Origin of the sequence: Nocardia sp. NBC_00511 (assembly GCF_045161165.1) — a bacterium.
In the GTDB taxonomy this organism is placed as follows: Bacteria; Actinomycetota; Actinomycetes; order Mycobacteriales; family Mycobacteriaceae; genus Nocardia.
On record NZ_CP107849.1, the window covers coordinates 6,867,149 to 6,882,489 of the forward strand.

General features: G+C 68.7%; 15 protein-coding genes and 1 pseudogene. 5 read left to right on the forward strand and 11 right to left on the reverse strand.

Features of this window, described 5'->3' with window-relative positions:
• Window positions 1–2: 2 nt before the first annotated feature.
• From OG300_RS32055 to OG300_RS32065, 3 genes are read right to left on the reverse strand one after another with little or no spacing between them, the layout of a single operon-like run.
• A complete protein-coding gene (locus OG300_RS32055) occupies window positions 3–185 on the reverse strand; it encodes a hypothetical protein (RefSeq protein WP_405487447.1) in 183 nt (60 codons plus the stop codon).
• Window positions 186–240: 55 nt separating this feature from the next.
• Entirely contained in the window at window positions 241–2,079 is a 1,839-nt protein-coding gene (glmS, locus tag OG300_RS32060; RefSeq protein WP_405487449.1) for a glutamine--fructose-6-phosphate transaminase (isomerizing), read from the reverse strand.
• A 14-nt stretch (window positions 2,080–2,093) separates the two neighbouring features.
• Window positions 2,094–2,363: a hypothetical protein gene (locus OG300_RS32065; protein ID WP_405487451.1), complete on the reverse strand. Its 270-nt coding sequence runs from the start codon at window positions 2,361–2,363 to the stop codon at window positions 2,094–2,096.
• 161 nt (window positions 2,364–2,524) lie between these two features.
• Between OG300_RS32065 and OG300_RS32070 the strand changes: the two genes are divergently transcribed.
• A complete protein-coding gene (locus OG300_RS32070) occupies window positions 2,525–3,052 on the forward strand; it encodes a peptidylprolyl isomerase (protein ID WP_405487453.1) in 528 nt (175 codons plus the stop codon).
• A gap of 40 nt (window positions 3,053–3,092) precedes the next feature.
• Entirely contained in the window at window positions 3,093–3,962 is an 870-nt protein-coding gene (locus OG300_RS32075; RefSeq protein ID WP_405487455.1) for a rhomboid family intramembrane serine protease, read from the forward strand.
• Window positions 3,963–3,987: 25 nt separating this feature from the next.
• Here the strand turns inward: OG300_RS32075 and OG300_RS32080 are convergent, their stop codons facing one another.
• Window positions 3,988–4,434 carry a PH domain-containing protein gene (locus OG300_RS32080; RefSeq protein WP_405487457.1) on the reverse strand — a complete coding sequence of 149 codons (447 nt, stop codon included), beginning with the start codon at window positions 4,432–4,434 and terminating at the stop codon, window positions 3,988–3,990.
• Window positions 4,435–4,507: 73 nt separating this feature from the next.
• Entirely contained in the window at window positions 4,508–4,774 is a 267-nt protein-coding gene (crgA, locus tag OG300_RS32085; protein ID WP_040862582.1) for a cell division protein CrgA, read from the reverse strand.
• Window positions 4,775–4,911: 137 nt separating this feature from the next.
• On the opposite strand from crgA, the gene OG300_RS32090 reads away from it, so the two are divergent.
• The 3 genes from OG300_RS32090 to OG300_RS32100 are packed head-to-tail and all read left to right on the forward strand — an operon-like array spanning window position 4,912 to window position 6,690.
• Window positions 4,912–5,553, forward strand: a complete 642-nt coding sequence (locus OG300_RS32090; protein WP_405487459.1) for an aminodeoxychorismate/anthranilate synthase component II — start codon at window positions 4,912–4,914, stop codon at window positions 5,551–5,553.
• On the forward strand, window positions 5,550–6,239 hold the full coding sequence (locus OG300_RS32095; protein WP_405487461.1) for a RibD family protein: 690 nt from the start codon (window positions 5,550–5,552) through the stop codon (window positions 6,237–6,239). The genes OG300_RS32090 and OG300_RS32095 overlap by 4 nt, the downstream gene beginning before the upstream one ends.
• Window positions 6,229–6,690 (forward strand): deaminase, encoded by a 462-nt coding sequence (locus tag OG300_RS32100; RefSeq protein WP_405487463.1) that lies wholly within the window; start codon window positions 6,229–6,231, stop codon window positions 6,688–6,690. The genes OG300_RS32095 and OG300_RS32100 overlap by 11 nt, the downstream gene beginning before the upstream one ends.
• An 82-nt stretch (window positions 6,691–6,772) precedes the next feature.
• On the opposite strand, the gene pknB is transcribed toward OG300_RS32100, so the two are convergent.
• The 6 genes and pseudogenes from pknB to OG300_RS32130 all read right to left on the reverse strand — a co-directional run bounded on the left by pknB (window position 6,773) and on the right by OG300_RS32130 (window position 15,331).
• Window positions 6,773–8,671 (reverse strand): Stk1 family PASTA domain-containing Ser/Thr kinase, encoded by a 1,899-nt coding sequence (pknB, locus tag OG300_RS32105; protein WP_405487465.1) that lies wholly within the window; start codon window positions 8,669–8,671, stop codon window positions 6,773–6,775.
• On the reverse strand, window positions 8,668–10,233 hold the full coding sequence (locus OG300_RS32110; RefSeq protein ID WP_405487467.1) for a protein kinase domain-containing protein: 1,566 nt from the start codon (window positions 10,231–10,233) through the stop codon (window positions 8,668–8,670). The genes pknB and OG300_RS32110 overlap by 4 nt, the downstream gene beginning before the upstream one ends.
• A 109-nt stretch (window positions 10,234–10,342) precedes the next feature.
• Window positions 10,343–11,836 carry a peptidoglycan D,D-transpeptidase FtsI family protein gene (locus tag OG300_RS32115; protein ID WP_405487469.1) on the reverse strand — a complete coding sequence of 498 codons (1,494 nt, stop codon included), beginning with the start codon at window positions 11,834–11,836 and terminating at the stop codon, window positions 10,343–10,345.
• A gap of 107 nt (window positions 11,837–11,943) precedes the next feature.
• Window positions 11,944–13,386 (reverse strand): annotated as a pseudogene (locus OG300_RS32120) (FtsW/RodA/SpoVE family cell cycle protein); the annotation flags it as partial.
• Entirely contained in the window at window positions 13,386–14,867 is a 1,482-nt protein-coding gene (locus OG300_RS32125) for a PP2C family protein-serine/threonine phosphatase (protein ID WP_405487471.1), read from the reverse strand. The pseudogene OG300_RS32120 and the gene OG300_RS32125, both read right to left, overlap by 1 nt.
• Window positions 14,864–15,331: an FHA domain-containing protein gene (locus tag OG300_RS32130; protein WP_405487473.1), complete on the reverse strand. Its 468-nt coding sequence runs from the start codon at window positions 15,329–15,331 to the stop codon at window positions 14,864–14,866. Before OG300_RS32130 ends, OG300_RS32125 begins: the two co-directional genes overlap by 4 nt.
• Window positions 15,332–15,341 lie beyond the last annotated feature (10 nt).

Here is a 15,341-nt window from a genome sequence, read left to right on the forward strand (position 1 = left end):
CGTCAGCGGCTCAACGACAGGTCCGGTGTCGGCGCGGAGCCGTTGCGCGAATAGCCCAGGCGCGGCGGCTCCGCGGCCGGGGCCTCCGGCTGCGGGCGCTTGCTCACGAAGAACGCGATGACACCGCCCGCGACGGCGAGTACGGCGGCCAGAATTACCTTGTTGCGAACGCTCCCCAGCTCCATCCGACCACTGTGACACAGCAGCGGAATTCGTGCACCCAAGGGTGCGTGAATCCGGTTACTCGACGGTAACGCTCTTGGCCAGATTGCGCGGCTTGTCGATATCCCGGCCCAGTGCCATGGCCGTGTGATAGGCCAGCAGCTGCAGCGGGATGGTCAGGATGATCGGATCCAGCTCCGGGCACACCGAGGGCACCCGAATCACCGCGTCCGCCAGCCCATCCGGCAGCGCGGCATTGGTCACCGCGATCACCGGGCCGCCGCGCGCCTTGATCTGCTCGATGGTGGTGATGTTCTTGGCCAGCAGCTCGTCGTCGGGCACCAGCACGATGCTCGGCATATCCGGGTCGATCAGGGCCAGCGGGCCGTGCTTGAGCTCGGAGCCCTGGTACGCCTCGGCGTGGATGTAGGAGATCTCCTTGAGCTTCTGCGCACCCTCCCGCGCCACCGGCCAGGCCCGCACCCGCCCGATGAAGAACATGCTGCGCGCCTTGGCATATCGGGTCGCGACCTCGGCGATCAGCTCGTCGTCGGCCAGCACCGCGTCGATCGCGTCCGGCAGCGCGCGCAGCCCGCTCACCACCCGCTCGCCCGCCGCGGCGGACAGATCGCGCACCCGGCCCAGCAGCAGCGCCAGCATGGCGAAGGACACCGTCATATTGGTGAGCGCCTTGGTCGAGGCGACCGACACCTCGGGTCCGGCGTGCAGGAACACGCCCGCACCGCATTCGCGGGCGATGGCGCTGCCCACCACGTTCACCGCGCCGATCACCCGGCCACCCTTGCGCTGCAACTCCTGCACCGCGGCCAGGGTGTCGAGGGTCTCGCCGGACTGGCTGATCGCCACGTAGAGCGCGTCGGGGTCCACCACGGGATTGCGGTAGCGGAATTCCGAGGCGGGTTCGGCGGTGGCGGGAATCCGAGCCAGTTCCTCGACCAGTTGCGCGCCCAGCTGGCCCGCGTAATAGGCCGAGCCGCAACCCAGGAACACCACCTTGCTGATGCCGCGCAGTTCGCGCGCGTCCATGTTGAGGCCGCCCAGGATGGCGGTGGTGAAGCGTTCGTCGAGGCGCCCGCGCAGGGCTCGGCGGACCGCGTCGGGCTGCTCGGCCATCTCCTTGCGCATGAAGTCGGGGTAGCGGCCCAGGGCGTAGTCCTCGGCGGCCATGGCGATCACGGTGGGGATCTTGTCGGTGCGCAGCGCCTCGAGTCCCAGTGTGCTGGTGCGGAATTCGCCCGCGCGCACGGTGGCGAGCTCGCCGTCGTCGAGGAAGACCACGCGCTGGGTGTGGTGCACCAGGGCGGCCACATCGGAGGCGACGAACATCTCGCCGTCACCGACGCCGAGCACGATGGGGCTGCCGTTGCGGGCCACCACCAGTTCGTCGGGGCGGCGGGCGTCGAGCACCAGCAGGCCGTAGGTGCCCTCGACCCGGTGCAGTGCGGTGCGGACGGCGTCCTCGAGGGTCTCGGTGTCGTCGAGTGCGGCGGCCACCAGATGCGCGATGGCCTCGGTGTCGGTGTCGGAGACGAATTCGACGCCGTCGGCGCTCAGCGCGGCCCGTAGTTCCTCGGCGTTCTCGACGATTCCGTTGTGCACCACGGCGATTCGGCCGGAGCCGTCGGTGTGCGGGTGCGCGTTGGCGTCGCTGGGTTCGCCGTGGGTGGCCCAGCGGGTGTGGGCGATGCCGACGCTGCCGCGCAGCCGCGCGCCCTCGGCGTCGACCCGGTTGCGCAGGTCCTGGACCCGGCCCTGGGTCTTGGTGATGCGCAGTCGCCCGCGGTGCGGGACGGCCAGGCCCGCGGAGTCGTAGCCGCGGTATTCGAGCCGGTGCAGGCCCTCCAGCAGTACCGGAACGGACTCACGATGTCCGATGTAACCGACGATTCCACACATGGTGCGACGGACTCCTACCCGTAGACGATGCGACGCAGTTGGCGTTCGGTGAAGTCGGGGGGGGCCACCGGGCGCTGCGTCAGCTCCGCGGCGAGCCGCTGCCAGATTTCGGCATTGCGGACCTGGCGACCCTGGAGTTCGGCGTGTCTGCGGCGCACGAACTCCTCGGCGGTCTCGTCGAAATAGCCGACGATGTCGGCGACCACGCGGGCCGCGACGGCGGGCGGCAGGCCGGTGGAGGCCGCCACATGACGCACCAGATCGACCGGAACCCCGTCATTCACCCGACCGAACTTGCCATGGGCTAGCCGACTCCGCAAACTCTGTGCCCGAATTCGGGCAGAAAAGAGAGTGACAACGGATTTCGTGCGGCCCGCTGAAGTTTCGGGGTGGCGGAACAGTGCCGTGAAGTAACCAGGAGCGGTCACCACTTAGGCTTGCGGGCGTGACCTCACCGAATCAGACCGCCGTGGCGACGCTGCACACCAACCTCGGCGATATCCAGATCGCGCTCTTCGGTAACCACGCCCCCGCGACGGTGCGCAACTTCCTCGGCCTCGCCGAGGGGACCGCGCCGTACACGACCAAGAACGCCGCGGGCACCACCTCCGGCCCGTTCTACGACGGGGCCGTCTTCCACCGGGTGATCGACGGCTTCATGATTCAGGGCGGCGATCCGACCGGCACCGGTCGCGGCGGCCCGGGCTACGAGTTCAAGGACGAGTTCCATCCGGAACTGCGCTTCGACCGCGGTTACCTGCTGGCCATGGCGAACGCCGGGCCCGGCACCAACGGCTCGCAGTTCTTCATCACCGTCGGCGCGCACCCGCACCTCAACCGCAAGCACACTATCTTCGGTGAGGTACTGGACCCGGATTCGCGCAAGGTGGTGGACGTCATCGCCAACACCTCGACCGATCGCAGCGACCGTCCCAAGGACGAGATCGTGATCAAGAGCATCACCCTGTCCTGACCCGAGCCCGAATTCGGGCGCAGCCGAAGAGAATTCACTCATGAATCCCCAGCAGCCCGCACCGACCTGCCATCGCCATCCGGACCGGGCGACCGGTCTGGCCTGTACCCGGTGCGGGCGGCCCTCCTGCCCCGAATGCCTCACCCCGGCCGCGGTCGGACAGCACTGCGTGGACTGTATTCAGCAGGGCCGCGACGATGTCCGGCCGGTGCGCAATGCCGCGGGCGCGACGGCGACCAAGGTTCCGGTCCCGTATGTCACCTACTCGCTGATCGCGGTCAATGTGGCGGTCTTCCTGGCCACCGCGTTGCAGGCGCACAGCGTGATGGACAACCAGCGTTCCCGCCTGTTCTACGACTGGGTGCTGATGCCCGCCGCGGTCGGCGACGGCCAATGGTTCCGGATCATCGGCTCCGGTTTCCTGCACATCGGGCCGATCCACCTGCTGGCCAACATGTTCGCGCTTTACGTGCTCGGCCCCTACTGCGAGCTGGCGCTGGGCCGGGCGCGGTATCTCGCGGTGTACGCGGCGGCGCTGCTGGGCGGTTCGGCGGCGGTGACCGTGCTCTCGGATCCGCTCACCGCCTCGGCGGGCGCCTCGGGCGCGATCTTCGGAATCTTCGGCGCGGTGGCCGTGATCATGCTGCGGACCCGGCAGAACCTGACCCAGATCCTGGTGCTGCTGGTGATCAACCTGATCATCACCTTCTCGGTGCCCGGCATCTCCATCTGGGCGCATCTGGGCGGGCTGCTCGCGGGCACCCTGGCCACCACCGGAATCCTGTACCTGCCGCGCTGGCTCGGCCTGCGCACCCAGCGGGCGATCCTGAACACCGGCTGGTTCTCGATCGCGGCGATCGTGATCGTGGCGCTGCTGGTGACCGCGCTGGGCGCACCCTCGCCGGTCTGAGCTGTCTGCCGTCGATGTGTCCGAGCTACTTGCTGTTGATGTGAATGCGCAGCACCTCGAGGACGTCCTCGGGGTGTGCGCCGAGATCCCAGCGGCCGAAGATGATCAGCTTCTCGTCGCCGTGGTCGTCGACGTCCATCTCCAGCATCGGCATCCGCCGACCCAGCCGCTGATAGCGGACCACCCGGATCCGCAGGATCTGCTCGGGGGTGTAGCTACGCGCACCGGTGAGTCCGCGCACCACGATCCGCGCCGGATCACCGGGTTCGACGGCCAGTCGCGGCCGCTGCCGCAATCCGAGTCCGGTCGACAGCAGCAGCCCGATCGCGGCCAGCCCGATCAGCAGGCGGCCGGGACCGTCATCGGCGAAGAAAGTGGCGCCGACCAGCACGAGGCCGCCGACACCGCAGACCGCCAGGGCGGCCGGGGGCGTGGACCAGGAGAGTCGGGAAGCGGGGTCGGCAGCGGTCACTTTCCCCACTCACTCCTCGAGTTGTCCACAAGGTCATCCACAGGTGTGAATGAATAACAGCGGTGTAAGGCACTCACCGCCAGCGCATCGTCATGATCAGACCGACCACCATCAGGCCGAACCCGATCAGGAAGTTCCAGGCGCCCAGGTCGCTCATCCAGCCGATGTGCTCGTTGGCCAGGTAGTAGACGAGCAGCCAGGCGAGCCCGGCGAGCATGAAGCCCAGCATGATGGCGACGTACCAGACCGGTGACGGGCCTGCCGACTTCACCCGCACCGGAGTGCGACTGGCCGGGTTGATCGTGTAATCGGTCTTTTTCCGGACCTTAGACTTGGGCATTGACGTCCTCGATTTCGGCGTGCTGTCTGCATAGACATTATCCCGGCAACCCTGGGGAAAGTGTCGTCGGGGAGGCTTGCGCCGCGTTGGACGGTATTGCACGCGACGCGCGCGGCGGCGCCGATTAGTCTCGGGTCATGCGTGTACTCGTCGTCGACAACTACGACAGCTTCGTGTTCAACCTGGTCCAGTATCTCGGACAGCTCGGGGTGGACGCCGAGGTCTGGCGCAACGATGACCCGCAACTGGCCGATGTGGACGCCGTCGTGCAGGACTTCGACGGGGTGCTGATCAGTCCCGGGCCGGGCAGTCCGGACCGGGCCGGTGCGAGCATTCCGCTGGTGCACGCCGCCGCCCGCCACGCCACGCCGCTGCTGGGCGTGTGCCTCGGGCATCAGGCCATCGGGGAGGCGTTCGGCGCCACCGTGACCCGTGCGCCCGAGCTGCTGCACGGCAAGACCAGCGAGGTGTTCCACGTCGGCGCGGGCGTGCTGGCCGGGCTGCCGGATCCGTTCATCGCCACCCGCTACCACTCGCTGACCGTGCTCGAGGAGACCATGCCGCCGGAGCTGGAGGTGCTGGGCCGCACCGAATCCGGGATCGTCATGGCCCTGCGTCATCGCGATCTGCCCATCCACGGTGTGCAGTTCCATCCCGAATCCGTGCTCACCCAGGGCGGGCATCGCATGCTCGCGAACTGGCTGGGCGTCTGCGGGCAGCGCCCGCCGGAGGGCTTGGTGCAGACCTTGGAGGCGGAGGTCGCGGCGCTCGCCTCATGAGCGACCGGCCGCACGTGCTGCTGTCGGTCGCGGTCAGCGTCGACGGCTACATCGACGACGCCGGCCCGGATCGGCTGTTGCTGTCCAGCGCAGCCGATTTCGATCGGGTGGACACGCTGCGCGCGGAATCCGACGCCATCCTCATCGGCGCGGGCACCCTGCGCGCCGACAATCCACGGCTGCTGGTGAACAATCCGGACCGCCGCGCCCATCGGGTGGCGACCGGGCGGCCCGCGTACCCGCTGCGCGTGATCGTCACCGCCACCGGCGATCTGGATCCGTCGGCGAATCTCTGGCACAGCGGTGGCGAACGGCTGGTGTACACCACCGACGCGGGCGCGCACCGGCTCGGCAACCGTCTGGAAGGCCGGGCCGACGTCGTATCTCTCGGTGGCACAGTCGATTTCGCGTCGTTGCTCGACGATCTGGGCGCGCGCGGGGTGACCAGCCTGATGGTCGAGGGCGGCGGCGCGATCCACACGGCGTTCCTCGCCCAGGGTCTGGTCGACGAGATCTGGATGGCCGTCGCCCCGATCGTGGTCGGCGATCCGGCCGCGCCGCGCTTCCTCGGCCCCGCCGATTTCCCGGGCGGTCCGAAGCATCGGATGCGGCTGGCCGATGTGGGCCGGATCGGCGACATCGCACTGCTGCGCTATCTGCCCAAGGAGGATTCGGATGCCGGATGAGACCCGCTCGGATCGCGGCTGGATGCGGCACGCCATCGGCCTGGCGCGGCTGTGCCCGCCGAGCGAGACCGCGTTCTCGGTGGGCGCGGTCATCGTGGGCGCGGACGGGGTGGAGATCGAGCACGGCTGGTCCCGCGAGACCGATGCGAAGGTGCACGCCGAGGAGTCGGCGTTGAACAAGCTGGATCCGGCCGATCCGCGCCTGCGGCACGCCACGCTCTATTCGACCCTCGAACCGTGTTCGCACCGGGCCAGCAAGGATCGTTTGCCGTGTGCCGAGCGGATTCTCGCGGCCGGGATCCGGCGGGTGGTGATCGCCTGGCGGGAACCCGCCACCTTTGTGGACAACGTGGTGGGTGTGGAACGTTTGAGCGCGCACGGCGTCGAGGTGGTCGAGCTCGCTGACCTGGCGGATGAGGCCATGTCGATGAATCGTCACCTGCGCCTCTAGATATCCACAGCCTGTGGACAACTCGATACGAAAGGGGCCCGCGAGCAACAGCTCACGGGCCCTGCTCAGCGTTTGCCGGCGATCACGGCGGCCCGAGCGAGAGCACCCCGGTGGTGATGGTGACGGTCTGCGACTTGCCCAGCGAGGTGCCCGCGGTCGGCTGCTGCGCCAGCACCCGGCCCACCTCGCCCGCGTTCAGCGTGCTCATGGTGTTCTGGCTGATCTGCCCGTTCCAGCCGCGCTGCCGCAACTGGTCGGCGGCCTGGGCGGGCGTCATGCCGCGCAGGTCGGGCATGGTGAGCTGATCGCCGGTGGAGATCTGCACGGTCACCGTGGAGCCCTTGTCGGCCTGGGTGCCGGCGGCGGGGGTGGTGCCGAGCACGGTGCCCTTGGGCTGGTTGCTGGGCACCTCCTGCGTGGTCACGGTGAAACCGGAGCTGTCCTCGAGGTTCGGTTTGGCGACGTCGATGGTCTGGCCGACCACGTCGGGCACCCGCACCTTCTCCGGTCCGGAGCCGAGGCTGATGGTGACCTCGGCGCCCGCGTCGATCTTCTGCCCGGCGTCGGGCGTCTGGGCGACGACCTTGCCCTTGTCGTCGCTGCTGGAGGCGGCCTGTTTGACGTCCGAGGCCAGTTTGAGGCCCTGCCCGGTGAGGGTCTGCTCGGCCTGCGACTGGGTGAGCCCGGCGAGCTTCGGCACCGCCACCTGCTGCGGCCCCGAGGAGACGAGCACGGTGATGGTCGAGCCCTTGTCGACCCGGGAGCCGCCCAGCGGCTGCGTCGAGACCACATTGCCCTGCACGATCTTGGCGTCGGGCGTCGGCTGCACGGCGACGTGGAAGCCTTGGTTCTCCAGATCCCGTTGCGCGAGTTGGGAGTTCTTGTTGGCCACGTCCGGCACCGTCACCTGGTCGGGGCGCGCGCCGGGGCCGACCAGCGCCCACAGCAGGGCGGCGACGACGGCGACCGCGGCGGCCGCGAGCCCGGCGATCAGCGCGGTGCGCCGACGCGGCTCGGCCTGGACGATCTCCTGCTCGCTGGTGTCGTCGCGGCGCTCGATGGTGCGGTAGCTGCGCGCGGGCGGCAGTTCGTCGTCGAAGGAGCGGTCCTCGTCGGTCATGATGATGGGCGCGGTGGGCTTCTGACCGCCCAGCACCCGGATCAGGTCCGCGCGCATCTCGGCGGCGGTCTGGTAGCGGTTGGCCGGGTTCTTGGCCATGGCCTTGAGCACGACCGAGTCGAGTTCGCGCGGCACGCCGGGATGAACCGTCGAGGGCAGCCGCGGATCCTCCCGCACATGCTGGTACGCGACCGCGACCGGTGAGTCGCCGGTGAAAGGCGGTTCGCCGGTGAGGATCTCGTAGAGCACGCAGCCCACCGAGTACACGTCGGAGCGGGCGTCGACCTGCTCGCCGCGGGCCTGTTCGGGCGAAAGATACTGGGCGGTACCGATAACAGCGGCCGTCTGCGTCATCGGGTTGGAGCTGTCGGCGATGGCGCGGGCGATGCCGAAGTCCATCACCTTCACCGCGCCGGCCCGGTTGATCATGATGTTGGCGGGCTTCATATCCCGGTGCACGATCCCGTTGCGATGCGAGAAGTCCAGCGCCGCACAGACATCCGCGACCACTTCCATGGCACGCCGCGGCTGGAACGGACCCTTGCCGCGCACCAGATCGCGCAGGGTGTCGCCGTCCACATACTCCATGACGATGTAGGGCAGCGGCCCGCCGTCGATCTCGGCCTCGCCGGTGTCGTACACCGCGACGATGGCCGGATGGTTCAGCGCGGCCGCGTTCTGCGCCTCACGCTTGAATCGCAGATAGAAGGTCGGGTCGCGGGCCAGATCGGCGCGCAGCACCTTGATCGCCACGTCGCGGCCGAGCCGGAGGTCGCGCGCCTTGTGTACCTCCGACATCCCGCCGAACCCGATGATCTCGCCCAGCTCATAGCGCGAGGACAGGTTCTTCGGGGTCGTCATGGCAATCCTTGCTGCGGGATGGCTGTGGGGGCGCTGTATTCCGGTGTGTACCACTGCCCGCGGGCGCCGCCGGGGCTGACTCCGCCGGGAACTCCTGGCATCGATGGTATGTCCTGGTTCGGCCAGGGGAAGCGTCCGGTGGTGGTCCGCGGCGTCGTGGTGGTCTTCGTGGTGGTCGGCGGCGCGGTCGTGGTGGTGGTCGGCGGGGCCGTCGTCGTCGGATCGACCGTGGTGGTGGTCGGCGGCGGTTCGTAGGTGGTGACCGGGGGCGGCGGCACCGGCCGCTCCCGGGTGGTGGTCGTGGTGGGCGGCGCGGTCGTCGTGGTCGGATCGATCGGCGGCACCACCACGGCACTGGTGCGGGTGGTCGGCGTGGACTCGTGACTCGAACTGCTCATCAGCACGATGGCGGCGGCCGCACCGAGGATCAGCGCGCCGACGCCGAGACCGGCGAGCGCCTTCTGCCCGTTGGTGAACCGCCCGGATTCGTCGGGACCCTGACCGGTGAGGTTGGCCGGTCCGACGGGCGGGCGGTTGCCGGTCAGCAGGGTGGTCGCGGTGGCGGGACTCTGCTCGCCCACGTGCCGCATGGACTGCGACGGGGTGGGGTAGCGGGTGGTGGCCTGGTCGGCGCGGGCGCCGGGGATGATCATGGTCGGTCCGGGCGGCAGGATCCGGGTGGCGCCGGTCATCGACGGCACCGCCGGGATGCCGCCGGGCGGCGTGGGTCTGCGTCCCGAGCGCACCGCGGCCACCGCGTCGGCGAATTCGCCGCCGCTGCTGTAGCGCTGGCCCGGATCCTTGGCCATGGTGATCTCGATGAGTTCGCGCACGTTCGGCGGCAGATCGGCGGGCAGCGGCGGCGGGGTGTCGCGCACATGCTTCATGGCGACGGTCAGCGCGCCGTCACCGGTGAACGGTCTGGCCCCCGAGAACGCCTCGTAGCCGACCACACCCAGCGAGTACACGTCGGAGGCGGCGGTGGCGTCCTCGCCGGTGGCCTGCTCCGGCGCGATGTACTGGGCGGTGCCCATCACCATGCCGGTCTTGGTGACCGGGGACGCGTCGACCGCCTTGGCGATGCCGAAGTCGGTGATCTTCACCTGACCGGTCGGCGTCACCAGGATGTTGCCCGGCTTCACATCGCGGTGCACCACACCGGCGAGGTGCGCGACCTGAAGCGCGCGACCGGTCTGCTCGAGCATGTCGAGGCCCTGCGCCACCGAGAGCCGGCTGAGCCGCGACAGCACCGCGTTGAGCGGCTCACCCTGCACGAATTCCATGACCAGGTAGGCGATCTCACCGCCGGACGGATCCTGGGTCTCGCCGTAGTCGTAGATGCTGGCGATGCCGGGGTGGTTGAGCTGCGCCGTGGTCCTGGCTTCCGTGCGGAAGCGTTGCCGGAAGGTCGGATCCGTGGAGAACTCCGCCTTGAGCACCTTCACCGCGACCCGGCGATCGAGCCGGGTGTCGAGGGCTTCCCAGACCTGGCCCATGCCGCCGGTGGCGATCAGCCGCTGCAGCCGGTACCGGTCCGCGATCATCGCACCGTTGTTCAGCATTCGAGACCCCGTCTGCATACATATGGCATGAGTGGGGGCTCTACGTGGTTACGCAGGCTGCCTCCTTCGAGCCCTGACCCACTCATGCCGCCTTGCACCTTCATATCGTTCAGCCCCCCTGCAATCCCGCGTCCAGCACCGCGCGCGCGATCGGCGCGGCCACCGAACCGCCGGTGGCGGCCAGGGCCCGGTCGCCGCCGTTCTCGACGATCACCGCGATCGCGATCTTCGGGTTCTGCGCCGGGGCGAAGGCGATGTACCAGGCGTGGGGTGGGGTGTTGCGGGGATCGTCGCCGTGCTCGGCCGTACCGGTCTTGGAGGCGATCTGGTACGAGCGCGGCGCGGTTCCTCCCGTGGTGTTCTGTTCCGAGGCCAGCATCAGCGTGGTGATCTGGGTGGCCACCTGCGGGGACACCGCCTGTCCCACCGAGGTCGGCTTGGTGCTCTCCAGGGTGCTGAGGTCGGGGGCCTGCAACTGGTCGACCAGGTACGGCTTCATCCGGACGCCGCCGTTGGCGATGGTGGCCGCGACCACCGCGTTGTCCAGCGGGGTGAGCGCGACATCGCGCTGCCCGATGCTGGACTGCGCCAGGGCGGCCTGGTCGGGGATGGTCCCGACGGTGCTGTCCGCCCACGGAATCGGAATATTGGGATGCTGGGTGCCGATTCCGAACGCGTTGGCCTCGTCCTTGAGCTTGGCCGCTCCGGTCTTCATACCGATCTCGGCGAAGGCCGTGTTACACGAGTACTTGAAAGCGTCTGTCATGGAAGCGGTTTGACCGTCGCCGGGACCGCAGTGGGTGCCGTTGTAGTTCTCCAGCGTGGTGGTGGTGTCCGGCAACGTGATCCGCGGCGACGCGGTGAACTGGTCATCCGGTTTCGCGACGCCGTTGGACAGCGCCGCCGCGCTCACGATGACCTTGAACGTCGAACCCGGCGGATAGGTCTGCGACACAGCCCGATTCAGCATCGGCTGGCGCGGATCGGCCTGCAGCTGCTCCCAGGTCTTCTGGGTGGCCGCGCCGTCGTGCCCGGCCAGCAGGTTCGGATCGTAGGACGGCGTCGACACCATGGTCAGGATGCGGCCGGTGCTCGGCTCGATCGCCACCACCGAACCGGTGAAGTTCTTGGCCGTCAACTGCTCGTAGGCGACCTTCTGCATGATCGGGTTCAACGTGGTGATCACGTTGCCGCCGCGCGGATCCCGCCCGGAGATCATGTCGATGAGCCGTCGCCCGAACAGCTGGTTGTCCGAACCGTTGAGCACCGAGTCCTCGGCGTGCTCGATCCCGTTGCTGCCGTTCTGCAGTGAGTAGAACCCGGTCACCGCCGAATAGGCGAGCGGATCGGTCGGATAGGTGCGCATGTACTTGTAGCGGTCGTCGGTGGCCACCGAACTCGCGAGCACGGTGCCCGATGCCGAGATCTGGCCGCGCTGGCGCGCGTACTCGTCCAGCAGCACCCGGTCGTTGCGCGGATCGTTGCGCAGGCTGTCGGCCTTGCCGATCGGGCCGATCTGGACCTGGACGTAGGTGGCGTTCACCAGCAGCGCGACGATCATCACCATGACCGCCATCGCCACCCGGCGCAGCGGCGTGTTCACGCGGTACCCCCCTCGACCCTTGGCTCCGGCGTGTTCACGCGGGCTGTATCCGATTCGACCTTGTGCACCGGCGTGTTCACGCGGGCCGCATCCGATTCGACCTTGCGCAGCAATTGCGTCGACGCGTCCGCGAGCGGCTCCGCGGCGCGCTTGCGCACCGGGGCCGGCGCCCGCGCCGCATCGGACACCTTGATCAACAGGGCCAGCAGTGCGTAGTTGGCCAGTAGCGACGAACCACCGTAGGACATGAACGGCGTGGTGAGACCGGTCAGCGGAATCAGCTTGGTGACCCCGCCGACCACCACGAACACCTGGATCGCGATGGTGAACGCGAGGCCCGCGGCCAGCAGCTTGCCGAAGCTGTCGCGGATGGCCAGCGCGGTGCGGATCCCGCGAATGGTGAACAGGCAGAACAGCATCAGCACGGCGCTCAGGCCGATCAGGCCGAGCTCCTCACCGATGGCGGAGATGATGAAGTCGGTCTTGGCGAACGGCACCTGCGAGGGCCGCCCGCTGCCCAGCCCGGTTCCGGCCAGCCCACCGGTGGCCAGCCCGAACAGCGACTGCGAGATCTGGTAGCCGGTGTTGTTGTAGTCCGCGAACGGATGCAGCCAGGTCGAGGTCCGCACCCGCACATGCCCGAAGGCGTTGTAGGCGAACACGTATCCGATCGCCAGCAGCACCGCGCCCACCGCCACCCAGCCGACGCGTTCGGTGGCGATGTAGAGCATGCACAGCACGGTGCAGAAGATCAGCAGCGAGGTGCCGAGGTCCTTCTCCACCACCAGCACGCCGACCGAGGCCAGCCACACCAGCAGCACCGGACCCATGTCCCGCAGCCGCGGCAGCTCCATGCCGAACACGTGCTTGCCCGCGCCGGTGAACAGGTCGCGCTTGGCGACCAGCACCCCGGCGAAGAACACGATCAGCGCGATCTTGGCGAACTCACCGGGCTGAACGCTGAAGCCCGGCAGCCGAATCCAGATCTTCGCGCCGTTCACCTGTGAGAACCGGTCGGGCAGCACGGCGGGCACCGCGAGTGCGACCAGTCCGATCAGACCCACGGTGTAGGCGTAGCGGGCCAGCGTCCGGTAGTCGCGCAGCACGATCAACAAGCCCATGAAAACCACCATCCCCAGCCCCGTCCACAGCACCTGCTGGTTGGCGTCGGGGGAGGGGATGGGCAGGGAGGCGAAGGCGGCGTCCTGCGCCTGCGCTAGGTCGAGGCGGTGAATGATCACCAGCCCCAACCCGTTCAGTAGCGCCGCGATCGGTAGTAGCAGTGGATCCGCGAACGGGGCGAACCGCCGCACCGCCAGATGGGCGACACCGAACAGGGCGAGATACGCGGCACCGAGTTTGGCGATCTCCCAGGTGATCGCCTGCTCCTGACTGGCCTCCACCAGCACCAGCGACACCGTCGTCACCACCGCCGCCGAACCCAGCAGCAGCAACTCGACGTTGCGCCGGGTGGAGGGCGGCGGCGCAGGAGCGAATCCGCCGGGTGGACTGGGGAAGGCCCCAGTGGACGGCGGTGCCGGTGCGGACATCAGTCCGCCGTCCTGCAGTTCTGCCCCGGGTTCTGCGGTGCCGTCGTGGAGGTGGGGGAGGTGGAGGTGTGCGGTTCCAGCGGGTGGTTCTCACCGGTGCGCTCGGCGCCGGTGGCGCCCGGGGTGGGTGCGGCCGGAGTGGTGGTGACCGGCGGCTGGTTCCCGTCCGCGGGCGGCGGGGCGGGCGTGGTGGTGACCGGGGTGGTGGGCTGCTGCTTCTCGCACGGCGGCAGCAGTTCACCCTGCACCAGGGTCTGGATCTGCTTGACGGCGTCCTCGCGGGAACCCGGCGGCAGGCCCTTGTCGACCGAATCACGGCCGCTGGGGCGCAGATCGCTGCGGGTCAGCCCGCGGCAACCGGCCGGAAAGTCGGAGGTTCCACCGGCGAGCGTCAATTCGCCGGTGCGCGTGACACATCCGACCTGATCCACCGAGCGGATCGAGTAGCCCAGTACCGAACCGGGCAGCCCGCGCAGCACCACCACCTTCTCGCCGTCGGTGCCGACGTAGTAGTTGGCGCGAATCATGTTGTAGCCCACGGTGAGACCCGCGCCGATGGCCACCAGCAGGGCCAGTGACAGCGCCAGCCAGCGCAGTTTGTGGCTCTTCTTCGGCGGCTCGGGCTCGGGCTGGGTCACCTGGCGACGCGGTGCGGCGCGCGGCGGTCGCATGGCGGCCGCGCGTCCGGCGGCGGTGTTGGGCGGGGGAGTGTCTTCGTCCTCGCCGGAGGCCGCGCCGGCCACGATCGGATGGCTCTGCCCGTAGTCGAGGTCGATGACGTCGGCGACCACCACGGTCACGTTGTCGGGACCGCCACTGCGCAAAGCCAATTCGATGAGGCGGTCCGCCGACTCGTCGGTGCTGCCTTCGCGCATGGTGTTGGCGATGGTCTCGTCGCTCACCACATCCGACAGGCCGTCCGAGCACAGCAGGTAGCGGTCACCGGCCCGAGCCTCGCGCACCACCAGGGTGGGGTCGATCTCGTTGCCGGTGAGCGCCCGCATGATCAGCGAACGTTGCGGATGGGTGTGCGCCTGCTCCGGGGTGATGCGGCCCTCGTCCACCAGGGACTGCACGAAGGTGTCGTCACGGGTGATCTGGGCCAGCTCACCGCCTCTGAGCATGTAGGCGCGCGAGTCACCGATGTGGGCCAGGCCGAGTTTGCGCCCGGCGAACAGGATGGCGGTGAGCGTAGTGCCCATACCGTCCAGTTCCGGCTCTTCCTCGACCTGATCGGCGATGGACGCATTGCCTTCGTGCACAGCACGATTCAGCTTGCCGAGCAGGTCGTCGCCGGGCTCGTCGTCGTCCAGATGCGCCAGTGCGGCGATCATCAACTGCGAGGCGACTTCACCGGCGGCATGACCGCCCATGCCGTCCGCGAGCGCGAGCAGACGCGCGCCCGCGTATACGGAATCCTCGTTGTTGGCCCGGACGAGGCCACGGTCGCTGCGCGCTGCGTAGCGGAGAACAAGTGTCACGATCGCAGCTCGATCACTGTCTTACCGACACGGACAGGGGTGCCGAGTGGAACTCGGACCGGGGTGGTGACCTTCGACCGATCGAGGTAGGTCCCATTGGTGGAACCGAGATCCTCGACATACCAGTCCTCGCCGCGCGGCGAGATGCGCGCGTGGCGGGTCGAGGCGTAGTCGTCGGTGAGGACCAAAGTGGAATCGTCCGCGCGCCCGATCAACACCGGCTGTTGGCCGAGTGAGATGCGGGTGCCGGCGAGAGAACCCTGAGTCACCACGAGATATTTGGCGCCCTTCTGGCCCCGGCGAAAAGAGGGGAGCACCGCGGAACCGCCTGCGGCCCGAGGCGCGACCCGAAGGCCGGATGCCGCGTAGATATCGCTGCGCAGAGTCCGGAGCACCGCCCACACGAACAGCCACAGCAGCAGCAGGAACCCCGCACGGGTCAATTGCAGGATCAATCCCTGCACGGTGCTCCAC